The 12175-nt window shown below is 63.6% G+C and carries 10 protein-coding genes; 2 read left to right on the top strand and 8 right to left on the bottom strand.

From position 1 onward, the window contains the following. Window positions 1-249: 249 nt before the first annotated feature. On the top strand, window positions 250-909 hold the full coding sequence (locus PQR40_RS20405; RefSeq protein ID WP_408235489.1) for an amino acid ABC transporter permease: 660 nt from the start codon (window positions 250-252) through the stop codon (window positions 907-909). 126 nt (window positions 910-1035) lie between these two features. On the opposite strand, the gene lepB is transcribed toward PQR40_RS20405, so the two are convergent. The 8 genes from lepB to PQR40_RS20365 all read right to left on the bottom strand — a co-directional run bounded on the left by lepB (window position 1036) and on the right by PQR40_RS20365 (window position 10439). Further along, complete coding sequence (gene lepB / locus PQR40_RS20400) at window positions 1036-1734, bottom strand: signal peptidase I (RefSeq protein WP_408235486.1); 699 nt, start codon at window positions 1732-1734, stop codon at window positions 1036-1038. A 119-nt stretch (window positions 1735-1853) separates the two neighbouring features. After that, window positions 1854-2840 carry a Gfo/Idh/MocA family protein gene (locus PQR40_RS20395; protein ID WP_408235483.1) on the bottom strand — a complete coding sequence of 329 codons (987 nt, stop codon included), beginning with the start codon at window positions 2838-2840 and terminating at the stop codon, window positions 1854-1856. A 146-nt stretch (window positions 2841-2986) separates the two neighbouring features. Next, window positions 2987-3706, bottom strand: a complete 720-nt coding sequence (locus PQR40_RS20390) for a FadR/GntR family transcriptional regulator (RefSeq protein ID WP_408235480.1) — start codon at window positions 3704-3706, stop codon at window positions 2987-2989. A 481-nt stretch (window positions 3707-4187) separates the two neighbouring features. After that, window positions 4188-4805, bottom strand: a complete 618-nt coding sequence (locus PQR40_RS20385; protein ID WP_408235477.1) for a flavin reductase family protein — start codon at window positions 4803-4805, stop codon at window positions 4188-4190. Then, entirely contained in the window at window positions 4786-6378 is a 1593-nt protein-coding gene (locus PQR40_RS20380; RefSeq protein ID WP_408235474.1) for a mannose-1-phosphate guanylyltransferase/mannose-6-phosphate isomerase, read from the bottom strand. The genes PQR40_RS20385 and PQR40_RS20380 overlap by 20 nt, the downstream gene beginning before the upstream one ends. Before the next feature lie 91 nt (window positions 6379-6469). Beyond that, window positions 6470-7303, bottom strand: a complete 834-nt coding sequence (locus PQR40_RS20375) for a class I SAM-dependent methyltransferase (RefSeq protein ID WP_408235471.1) — start codon at window positions 7301-7303, stop codon at window positions 6470-6472. A gap of 53 nt (window positions 7304-7356) precedes the next feature. Continuing rightward, window positions 7357-9282 (bottom strand): serine aminopeptidase domain-containing protein, encoded by a 1926-nt coding sequence (locus PQR40_RS20370; RefSeq protein WP_408509744.1) that lies wholly within the window; start codon window positions 9280-9282, stop codon window positions 7357-7359. Window positions 9283-9440: 158 nt separating this feature from the next. After that, a complete protein-coding gene (locus PQR40_RS20365) occupies window positions 9441-10439 on the bottom strand; it encodes a glycosyltransferase family 2 protein (protein ID WP_408509743.1) in 999 nt (332 codons plus the stop codon). A 215-nt stretch (window positions 10440-10654) separates the two neighbouring features. Here PQR40_RS20365 and PQR40_RS20360 point away from each other — a divergent pair, with 215 nt between their 5' ends. Then, window positions 10655-12112: an oligosaccharide flippase family protein gene (locus PQR40_RS20360; RefSeq protein WP_408509742.1), complete on the top strand. Its 1458-nt coding sequence runs from the start codon at window positions 10655-10657 to the stop codon at window positions 12110-12112. Window positions 12113-12175: the final 63 nt, after the last annotated feature.

The raw sequence follows: 12175 nt of genomic DNA, 5'->3' as shown, positions 1-12175 counted from the left end.
ACCCCTAAAAAAAACCGCGCGCCGTATCAAACGACGGGCGGCATCGTCGACGATGCCGCCCTTCGCTTTTGCTGAAGCGCTTTCCGCTTGCGCCTGGCCGCTATCAAATCGCTCGCAGGTAAAGCCTGGTTGCCGCCCGACTGAGCCGGTTACGCTCCAAACGACACTTTGCGTGGCGCTCCGGCCTCCGCCTCAACGCCCGCCAAAGTTTATGATGTGCACTTTGCGCGCCAACCCTACCCACCGCTCATGTCCACCACTTCCCTGCTCGTCCAATCGCTTCCTGTGCTCGCACAGGGCGCCGTCCTGACGGTCAAGTTCGCGGTTCTGTCGATGATCTTCGGCCTCCTTGCCGGCGCCGTGCTCGCGGTGATGGGCATCAGCCACAACCGCGTGCTGAACTGGATCGCGCGCGTGTATGTCAGCCTGTTCCGCGGCACGCCGCTGCTGGTGCAGATCTTCGTGATCTATTACGGCTTGCCGAGTCTCGGCATTTCGCTCGATCCCACGCCTGCGGGCGTGATCGCGTTGTCGGCCAACGTGGCGGCGTATCTGTCGGAAAGCATGCGTGGCGCGATTCTCGGCATTCCCAGCGGCCAGTGGCTGGCCGCCTATAGCCTGGGACTCTCGCGGCGTCAGACGCTGCGCTACGTGATCGCGCCGCAGGCCTTGCGCATTGCGGTGCCGAGTCTATCGAACAGTCTGATCAGCCTGATCAAGGACACCTCGCTGGTATCGGTGATTACCGTGACCGAACTGCTGCGCAGCGCGCAGGAAGTCATCGCGTCAACCTATCAGCCGCTGCCGCTGTACCTCGCCGCAGCCGCGGTCTACTGGGTGCTGTGCCAGGTGCTCGAGTGGGTGCAGCACTGGTATGAAAAACGCCTCGCGCTGCCGGCGCGTCACTGAGCACGTCACTGAGCACGTCACTGAGCACGTCACTAAGCACGTCACTAAGCACGTCACGGGGTGCGCCGCTAGCCCCTCGCCTGACACCCCATTTCGCACTCCAGTGCTCCACCCGTCGCCACCCGCCTACCGGCTGGCGGCTAGCGACGCCTTATCCAGCGGTGCGCCGAAACGATCGAAGCGCGGTTTGTAGTAGTGATCCGGGTCGAGCGAATACGCGACGTGACGCGTACGGCCCATCAGTTCCTTGCGCGGAAAGAAACCGAAGTAACGCGAGTCGGCACTGTCGTCGCGGTTGTCGCCGAGCATCAGATATTCGCCTTGCGGCACGACCACCGGCCCGAACGAATTGCGCGGACTCGGCGCGTCGGGCGCAAGCCGCACCGTGTGCGTCACACCGTCGAAGCGCTCGGTCAGATAGTCGCCAGGAGACGTTGCATCACCCGGAAGCGGCTTCAGGTGCAGCGGCTGATAATCGGCGCGCACGCCATTCACGTACAGCACGTTGTCGCGCATGGCGACGCTGTCGCCGGGCAAGCCGATCAGACGCTTGACGATCAACTCATGCGCCGCCGAAGAATCGATCGTAACGATATCGCCGCGCTGCGGATCGTGCAGATGCGCGATCGTGATGTGGGTGAGCGGCACGCGCAGATCGTAGGCCATCTTGTCGACGAAAATCCGGTCGCCTTCGCGGATTGTCGGCAACATCGAGCCGCTTGGCACGACGTTCCAGTCGGCCACGGCGCTGCGGAACAGCACCATCAAGAACAGAAAGGCGACGAGACTCTTGTTGTCGCGCCACAGTTTTCCAAGCATGCGCATCGCAGGCGGCTCCGGTGGAAGGTGATCGAAAGCTATGGGTGCGCGTGCCCTTTTTTATTCGAGTCCGCACGCCCGCGCAAATCGTACCACCGCCGCTGGAAGCAACGCGGCAACGGCCTTCACTCCCCCGCGAACTTAAGCCCCAACGCGGCGCGCGCGGCATCGGCCATCTCGATCATCTGCAGCGACTTACTGTGCGGCATCAGCGGGCTCTCAATCTGCCCCGCTCGAATCAGCTCGCAGAAATGCGCGGTCTCGTAGTTCAGACCACCACCTTCGAACGGCTCGTCGAGCTCGACCACACGACCATCGGTGTACCGGATCGTGGCGCGCGCCGGATTCCACCAGGGTTCATGAATCGTGACATGGCCGTCCGTGGCCATCAGCAACGCGTCGCCCTTGCCGTGCAGGTCGAGTCCGCAAAACAGCTGGGCGATGCCGTGCTCATGCTGGCTGTTCAGGCTCGCGAACGTATCGACGCCGGTCGAGCCAAGCCGCCCGAGCGTCTGTACCTCACGCGGCGCACCGAGCCAGTCGACCGCGAGAAACATCTCGTAGACGCCGATATCGAGCAGCGCTCCGCCCGCATGCTCGAACGACAGCGACGGATGATCGTCCGGCACGCCCGGCACCGAACAGCCGGCGCGCACGAGACCCACCTCGCCGATCGGCTCGGCGTCCAGATGGGCACGCAACTTTCTATAGAGCGGATAGAACGGCGGCTTCATGGCTTCCATGAAAAGCCGTTGCCCGGCGCGCGCGACTTCGAGCACGCGCTCGAGTTGCGGCTTGTTGATGGTGGCGGGCTTTTCACACAGCACGTGTAGACCGGCTCGCAGCGCGGCGATCGCGTAATCGGCGTGACTGTCCTGGACGGTGGCGATATAAAGCGCGTCGATACCGCTCGCGAGCAGCGCGTCGAAACTCGCGCACACCTCGCCGCCGAATTCTTCGGCGAACGCCATGGCCGGTTCAGCGCGACGAGACCACAGCGCGGTCAGTTGCGCTCGCGGCACATGGGCGAGTCCCCGAGCAAAGCGACGGGCAATGCGGCCCGTCCCGACGATCCCCCAGCGAATCATGCCGCCCGTGGGGGCTTCTTGCATTGCAATTGTCATCGTTCCTTCGAGTCCGTGCAGTTCAGAACAGGCGCTATTGTGACGCAAGCCGCGCGTGCAGGCCTACTGCCGCCGTTCGTTATGCAAGGTCTCTCCAGGGAAAACAACTTCAGCAGCCGCCGGGGCGGCCGCGCTCAACCGCGCACCGGTGGTTCCGACGTAAAGCGGCTGCCGATCTCTTCCGCGGTGTAGTCGATCATCGCCAGCGAGGCGATTTCCGCTTCCTTCGGATCGCGCCGCTCGATCGCCTCGACCACGCGCTGATGCGTGCTCACCGCCTTATCCCACGTTCCATCGTTCCGATTGACGATCGGGTTGACAGTCGAGAGCGCGCCACGAATGATGGCCGCCATCTGCTTGAAGAACTGATTGCCGCTCGCCACCACGATGCGCGTATGGAACAGTTCATCGGCAGCCTGATAACCTGGCTCTCCGGGCTGGATCACGCGGAAAGCGTCGAACGCCTCGCGAATCGCCGCGATGTCGGCCGCACTGCCCCGCGCCGCCGCCTGCGCCGAGGCACGCGGCTCGATCAGGATACGAAACTCGATCACGTCGCGCAGAAACAGCGGATCGGGCTTCGCGCGAAAACGCCAGTTCACGACGTCCTCGTCGATCATGCGCCAATCGCTCATCGGCCGGATGCGCGTGCCGATCTTGGGCCGCACGTCCAGCATGTCGCGCGCGAGCAGCATCGACAGCGCCTCTCGCATGACGGTGCGGCTGACGTCGAACTCCTTCGACAGCACATCCTGCGGTGGCAGTATGGCGCCGTACTTCTCTTCGACGATGCCGGTCACGAGTCCATCCATAACCTTGCTGACCAGCGATCGATCCTTGTTTGCCTGTTCCATGACACTCTCCCCGAAGCGGTGTTTGCCCCCGCGTAGCCTGTTGATCAAGCAGCCCTGGTGTGTCGTTTTATCGATATCTAGTTGCTCTTTTACGATACGTTGCTAGCTTCGAAACGGTTGCGCCAGTTGGGAAACGTCCTGAGAGGGTTATCCCTCTGAAGAATTGTTTCGTCCGTGTAACGCCGCATGTTTTGACGGGCCATAAGCTTGCGTCTCAAGCGTGCCTGCGCGGCAAAATTTGCATAGTGCGAAGACGCACGTAGTGAATCGAATTGTCTGATTTTCTCCCGCTGGGGCAGCGCCGGGCAGGCGCGAAAAGACCGGCGCGACGATGCGGCTCTTCTGCCGCCGAGCATTGTTGGTCATTGAACGTAAGAACGCGGGCGAATTGAAAGAAAACCAGACGCGCTCACCGCTTTAGCAGGCGCTAATGGCGACCGGCGTTGTGGCCAAGGTTGTGAGCTGGATTCCAAGCGGTATCTCAAAGCGGTTCGGCCACCGACGCATAGCGCCCGCCAAAAAAGATCAGTGGCGCATGTTCGTCGAGCGAGAACACCAGCACCTCGCCGACAAAGAGCGTGTGATCGCCGCACGGATGCCGGTCCACCATGCGCGCCGCGAAACGGGCCGCGGCGTGTTCGAGCAGCACCACGTCCGGCAAACCGGCCACCGGCGCGAAGCGCGGCGCGAGCCGGCTCTGCGGCTCGCCGGCGAAGTGGCGGCTATGAGGCTCCTGGACATCGGACAACACGCTCACGCCGAACATCGCACTGCTCATCAGACGCTCGTGCATGCGTGCGCGGTGTCCGACCGACACGACGATCAGCGGCGGTTTGAGCGAGCCGGACATGAAGGCATTGGCGGTCATTGCGTGCATGCCGTCGCCACTGCCGGTCGAAATCACCACGACGCCGGTGGCGAAACGCCCCAGCGCATGGCGGAAGCGGCGCTCGTCGAACGTGCCCGCGCCGGATGCGTCAAGGCCGCCTGCGCAGAATCCGGCATCGCTACGGCCGCCCACAGCGCAAGCCACCGGCGCTTGCAACGTTGCGGCCCCAGCCTCCTGCCGGTCGTCAGTGTCACGTACCCGCGCCTGCATGGCCGCTCTCCTGGTCACGGCCATATTGATCGTCGAAGCGCACGATGTCGTCCTCGCCGAGATAGCCGCCTGATTGCACCTCGATCATTTCAAGCGGAGTCTTGCCCGGATTTTCGAGCCGGTGCGTGACGCCGAGCGGAATATACGTCGACTGGTTCTCCGAGAGCAGGAAGCACTCGTCGCCGCGCGTGACACGTGCCGTGCCGCGCACTACGATCCAATGTTCCGCGCGATGGTGATGCATCTGCAACGACAGACGCCCGCCCGGTTTGACGACAATGCGCTTCACCTGGAAGCGCTCCCCGCGTTCGAGCGAGTCGTAAAAGCCCCACGGCCGGCCGACCTTGCGATGCTCCTGCGCCTCCGTGCCCTGCTCCGCCTTCAGCCGGCTGACGATCGCCCTGACGTCCTGCACGCGATCCTTCGAGGCGACCAGCACGGCGTCGGCGGTCTCGACCACCACCACACCGCTCACGCCGACACATGCGACGAGGCGCCCTTCAGAATGCGCGAAGCTGTCGGCCGAATCTTCGAACATCACGCGGCCACGCGCGACGTTGCCGCACGCGTCCTTGGCGGACGCCTCCCATACCGAGTCCCACGCGCCCACATCCGACCAGCCCGCCACCAGCGGCACTGCAACGCCGACGAGGCGCGCGTCAGTGGCGACACGTTCCATCACCGCGTAGTCGATCGAATCAGAAGGACACGCGGCGAACGCCTCACGGGCAAGATGCAGCGCGCCGTCGCCATCCACGGCGGCATGCTCGAAAGCCTCCGCGCAAGCCGCCGCGATCGCGGGCCGGCAGAGCTCGATGGCCGCTAGCCACACCGAGGCGCGCACCACGAACATGCCGCTATTCCACCAGTACTCGCCAGAGGCGACATAGCGCCTCGCGAGTTCCGCATCGGGCTTCTCGACGAAACGTTCGATCGCACGCGCCCCGTCTGCGCCGAGCGCCCTACCCGTGCGGATATAGCCATAGCCGGTTTCCGCGCGCTGCGGTGGCACGCCGAGCGTCACGATCGCACCGCGCGCAGCGTGAGAGATCGCTTGCGTGAGCGCCGCGCCGAACGCCGCATGATCGGCAATCAGATGGTCAGCCGGCACCGCGACAATGATTGGATCGTCACCGGCCACAGCGCCCGCGCGCGCGGTCAACGCGGCAACCGTTAGCGCCGGCGCGGTATTGCGCGGCATCGGTTCGAGCACCATCCGCACCGGCCGGCCGCACTGTTCGAGACGTTCGAGCGTTTGCAGACGCAGGTCCTCGCAGCAGACCACGAGCGGCGTGGCCATGCCCGGCGGAGTGCCTGCCGGCATCTCAGCTGCCGTCCCGCTACCCGCCGCCCTGGCGAATGCAAGGTCGAGCCGGTGCAGCGTTGCTTCGAGCAGCGATTCGTCGCCCATCAGCCCGATCAGCTGTTTCGGATTGCGCGCGCGTGACAACGGCCATAGCCGCGTGCCGGAACCGCCCGCGAGAATCACCGGCTGGACCGACAAACGCGTAGCCTTTCCGTTGACGCCCGCAGTCGACGCGAGTGGATTACCTGGTTCAACGATGCGATTCATGGTCCGCTTCCCGTTAGTGTTCAATCTGGTCTGCTGGTTTTTTTATGTATGCGACGCACGTGGTGCGCCGCCTTCGCCCGAAGAGCGGCGGTCAGTCGAACGGGCCCGCGGCAACCGGTTTGCGCGCGATGAAGTGGAACCAGAACGTGTCACTGATTGCCACGTCGTCCGCAATGCGGTTGCCTTCGCAGCTACCGAACACCGCATCGCTCTGAAAGCCGATCTGCGCGAGTTGCCGGCGCTGCTCACTGAGCGTCGTATAAACGATCACAATGCCGAAGTTGTGCGCCGCCGCCGTCTTCACTGCGTAGCTGCCGTAGTCGTGATTCAGCTTCACGTGACGCACATAGTTCAACGTGCCGAGCTGAAAGCGCCGCATCGAGCGCAGCGTGCGCCAGCCGAGCTTGAGCGGATTGAAGCTGAATTTCGGCAGCAATTGCCAGATGTTCTCGCGGTAGCCCGGGCCGCCGCGGTTGTGCGATGAGAACAGCACATAACCGCCGGGCCGCACCACGCGATACATCTCCTTGAGAATCGCCACGCGATCGTCGTAGTCCACACAGTCGATGCCGTTCCAGCTGAACTCCGCAAGCCCGTAATGCCCGGACGGCAGCGCTGACATGTCGCGCGCATCCATATGCCGCAAGTCGCGCCCGGGATACTGCACCTTCGCGATCTCCAGCAGTTTCGGCGTGTAGTCGACGCCGATGTAGTCGTTCGAGATCGCCGTCATCAGCGGAATCGTGCGACCCGTGCCGACGCCGATATCCAGCAACGGTTCACCGGCACAGCGCGGCGCGAGCCACTCGAACGCAGCCTGTTCACCCAGGTCCGAGAAGGTTTTCTCGAGCGTGAATACACGGGTCGCATCCGGCGAATTCCATGCGACACGGTTGACGCGGTCCAACTCGGATTGACTGTTCATTGCCTTGCTCCATCAAAGTGGAAGCGCACTGGATCGGCAACCCGATGCGTTCATTACGCTTCGCCTGATAGACGAAGTGCGCGTGCGCGTTTTAGAAGCCACTGTGTGGTACGCGCATGGCGCCAGTCGAGCCACGCGCGGCGCGTCCCGCCGCTAACGGATGACTCGGACTGACGGGTTTCGTCGAAGGTGCTTCGAAAAAAATCCTCGAAGTACGACATCACGTTTTCTTGTGCGCGGGCTGACAGAATTGCGTGATCGGTGCGCTCGCAAAAGGCCACGCCAATCCGGCCGAATCGCCGCAGCCGCCCACCACGCACACCGAAGTAGCGTTCAAGCTCCTCGACGCCCTCGTCCAGCACACCGTATAAAAGACGCGTATGGACACCTCGCGCATGCAGGGCGGTGAAGAGGCGTTGCTCCTCTCGCGGTCCCAGTTGGACCCCGCAGATACGTTCGAGACGGTCGGCGAGCGCTGCGCCAAATCTGGCCGCAAAGCGCGCCGCAAGCTCGCGCGCGACCGGCATGCCGCCCGTCTGCCCTCGAACTACGCGAACCCATTTGCGTGGTTGGCACATCGAGCGCAGGTAACTGCGTGTCGAACCGAAGGCCGCTACCGGGACGCTCGGCTTGCCGTGTTCATCGCAGATGTTCTGCCACGTGAACTTCTGCAAATTGACCAGCACGGCGCCAATTACCGCCGGTTCACGCGACGCGGCATGCAAGCCGACGAAGGCGCCCGCGCAGATGCCGAGCAGCACCGCGCCGCAATGCCCTTGAGCCGTCAGCCAACGCGCCGCGCATGCGGCATCGTCGGCGCCTGCCTGTGCATACAGTGCATCGAGACTCACCGCATCTTGCGATGGCTCGCTGTCGCCCAAACCACCGAGGTCGACACGCAGCGACGCGATACCCTGCCGCGCGAGACGTCGCGCAAAGCGCACGCCGAGTCGCGCATTGCCGATCCGCGACACGGCACCGGTATTGAGCATCAGCACCGCGGGTGCGGCGGCAGTGCGCGATTCGGGTGTGCAGTAGATGCCGAACATCCTGCCGCCGTCGAGCCACACCGGCGTTTCGATCACACCCGGCTCGACGAGGTGGCCCGAGGTGGGGTCGCTCACGCGATCCGCCATAAGCTCGGCCTTTTGATCGGCGTGGGAACCAGCGTCGCTATCCGCCGCCAAGCGCTCCAGCGTCGCCGGATTATCAGCAGCGCCTGCCAGCCAGTTTTCGATCGACCGAAACGCAGCCTGCGGAATCTCGCTATCGAGCGCCTCCATCATGAACCTGGCGTATTCGTCAAACGACCGCCGCTCCACCTGCATGCCTTGTTCACGATAATGCGCAGCCAGCGCGTCAACCCGCGCCGGGTCCAGCGAATCGAGCATCAGTACGCGCCTGGCCGGACAGACGGCATCGCGCCGCAAATCGACTGCGCGCAAGCTCTCGAGCGCGTCGCCATAGAGACGAAAACCGTACGCTTCGACGAATGCGTCGGTATCGGGCTCGGCTTCGCAATCCATCGCGGCCGGCATCAAGAGCCACTTGCGGTAGTGCGCACGCAATTCGCGCTGATAATTCTTGCCCGACAAAACCGGCGCCAGCAGCACCAGGCCATCCACGCCACCGAGTTCCTGAGCGGCCAGCGCCGCGAGCGTACCGCCAAGACGCAACCCGCACAGCGTCACGCGCTCGACACCGGTGGTCTCACGCAGCAACGCCACGGCGTGCTTGATGCTGTCGATCCACGCGCGCCAGCGGCCCGGTTCGCTCGCTTCTCCCACGGCATCGCCAGTGCCCGGGTAGTCGAAGCGCAGCACCGGCATGCCGCGCGCGGCGAGCCGCTCGGCCAGCCTGCGCATGCCGCGATAGGTGCACAGTGCGTCGTACCCGAACGGGTAACACAGCACCACGCCACTTGGCCCCTCCGCCGGATGCAACCATCCGAACCGGCCATCGAACACTACTGGCCTCACACCTGGCTCCTCAGCGGTTCAACTCCGCTTTCGATCACTACAACAAACGCCGTCTGATTCATCTGTACGCCCCCCCACATTGGGTCGGACTCCGATGCTTATGCGGCTCAACGAGTTACACGTCACGACGACCGATGCAGCTCAGGCCGACGTGACCTTCAATTGCCGTGCGGCGCGCGCGAGGCAAACGCCGACCGGGTGGCGAGCAGCACGTGATAGAAAAACCGCGCACGCAGCCGTTCGCGCATCGGGTAGTGCCGCGACAGCAGCACACGCCATGCGGCAGCCGATTCACCGGCGCGGGCATAGGCGGATGCGGCGCGCGGCGCCACGCGCCGCAGCGCGTCCTCGCGCGCGGCCTGCGCAGCCACGGGCACGCTGCTCGCGCGCAATTGCGCAAACGCGTGCATCGCCGGCAGCGCGTGGGTCGATATCGACAGCGCCGTTTCGCGCGAAACCGACACGAACGCATCCACGAAACAGATCGCGACAGCGTCGACACTGAGCCGCAGGCCAAAATCAAAGTCGCACGCTTCACCGACCTCAGCGGCTGCGCGATACGCGATCCGGCGTGCGGCCAGGGTATCCACCAGATAGCCGTTGTTCGGGAACATCTGGTCGATGCCTGCCAGCGCCGGCACCGGCAGGCGACCGGCGCGTTCAGGCACGCGCAGATAATCGTGGTTCAGGCGTTCGGTGGCTTGCGGCCGCGGTGTGCCGTCGTCGGCGATGACGCGCTGTTTGCCGAATGCCGCGGTCAACTCGGGATGCTTGTGCCAGCATTCGTCGAGACAGGTCAGCGCGTCCGGTTCGAGTAGATCGTCGTCGTGCAGCAGGACGAGCCGCGCGCCTTGTGCGCGCGCAAACAACCGGTTCACGTTGGCCGCCTGTCCCAGCCTGGACAGATTGCGTTCATAACGGATCAGGATCGGCCGCGGGCTGCGCAAGCGGCAACGCTCCACCACTTGCCGCGCACTGTCGTCGTTCGAGTCGTCGCCGATCACGATTTCACACTCGCCATACGTCTGCGCATGGCAGCTGTCGAGGGCCTGTTCGAGCAAGGCAGGCCGATTGCAGGTGGGAATGCAGATGGAAATCAGACGCGCGGATAGCGCCCCGCCACTGCCCCGGTCGGCCTCGTTCGTGATCTCAATCATGGCTGCTCCGAAAACTGTCAGGTTTCATTTAACCCTGCCGGACCATGACTATCTGTACGGCCACACACACATCAATAAAGGGCGAAGGCGCAATATCGACACCTGCGACAGGCCGGCGTCATCGTTTCAAACGCGCTGCTGGGTGCGGCCGCGCACCGACAGCGTCCACGATCGATCACACCATTCAATGACATCACCCGCCGGAAAAGCGCACCATGGAAAGAAGTATCGTCAAGAACATCTTCATCAATTTTGCAGGAGCGATCGCTCCGACCTTCATCTCTCTCGTCACCGTGCCCGCCTATATTCATCTGATGGGCGTCGAGCGATATGGGGTCATCAATCTGGTGTGGACGCTCATCGGCTACTTCAGCGTGCTCGATCTCGGCACGAGTCTCGCCACCGAAAATCAGATCTCAAAAGCGCGCGCCGCCAAGGACGACTCCATTGAGTGCATCTTCTGGAGCGCCTGGTTCATGAATCTGGGGACCGGCATCGTGGGCGGCCTGCTGGTGTACCTCGGCACGTTTCTCTACATCACGCACGGCGTAAAGATCGAGCCTGCCTTTCAGCACGAAGTGATGGCGAGCCTGCCGTGGATCGCGGTGGCCGTGCCGATCGCGAACGTTTCGTGGGTCTTTGCCGGCGCCATCAACGGAGTGGAACGCTTCACCAGTTTCAATATCAACCAGACTCTGGGCACGGCGCTGTTCCAGTTGCTGCCGCTGGCGTCGATCTTCTGTTTCTCGGCCTCGCTCGCGGTGGTAATTCCGGCCGCGGTAGTGGCCCGTCTGATCGCCGGCGTATTGCTCGGCGCGGCGGCGTTCCGCGCAATCGGAATTCGCCGCGTACGGATGCCGCAATGGCGCGTGATGGTCGAACTCTTTCGCTATGGCCGCTGGATGCTGATGTTCTCTGGCGCCAACATGATTGGGTCAACGCTCGACCGGGTACTGGTCGGCGCGCTGCTAGGCGCGCGCTTCGTCACTTACTACGCGACCCCGCAGAACCTCATCACGCGTCTGAACCTGCTGCCGATCGCGATGGTGCGCACACTCTTCCCGCGCCTGTCAGCCGTCTCGCGCGCCGACGCCGACGCACTTGCGCATAGCGCCCTCGCATTTCTGAACGGCGCTTTCACGCCCTGCGTGATCGTCGCGCTGTTCGCGCTCAAACCCTTTCTGACGTTATGGCTGGGGCCGACGTTCGCGGCCGCGGCGCCAGTCGCCGGCGTGCTCGTGCTGGGCGTGTGGCTGAGCGGCCAGTGTGGCATTCTGGGCATTCTGATTCAGGCGCAGACGAGCCCCGCCTACGTGGCCGGCGTGAGCTGGCTCGAATTACCGGTGTTCGCCGGTGCGCTGTGGTGCGGGATTCACTGGTTCGGGATCATGGGCGCGGGTGTCGTCGTCGTGATGAAGTCGCTGTTCGATTACGCCGTGCTGCTGGCGTTCGCGCGATTGCATGTCTGGTCCATCGTGCGCAACATGCTGGTCCATCTGGCGTTTCTGGTCGTCGCACTGGTGCTCTCAGAAGAGATCACCGCATTGCCAACGCTGATCGCCGCGGCGCTTGTCATGGCGGCGGCGAATCTGGGGCTATCCCTGCACGGATCCAGTGAGCTCAGGGGCGTCGTCTACAAACTCTGGACGCGTGTGACGCTGTCGATGAGTTAGGCGGCCCGTTGAAGCGGACCGGGATTCAGGTCCGCTTCACCGTCTCTTTGCATGCCCCTGCAC

The sequence above is a fragment of the Paraburkholderia sediminicola genome, assembly GCF_046026855.1.
Classification (GTDB): domain Bacteria; phylum Pseudomonadota; class Gammaproteobacteria; order Burkholderiales; family Burkholderiaceae; genus Paraburkholderia; species Paraburkholderia sediminicola_A.
Note: the sequence above shows the minus strand (reverse complement) of the source record. Positions and strands in the feature narration are given on the sequence as shown.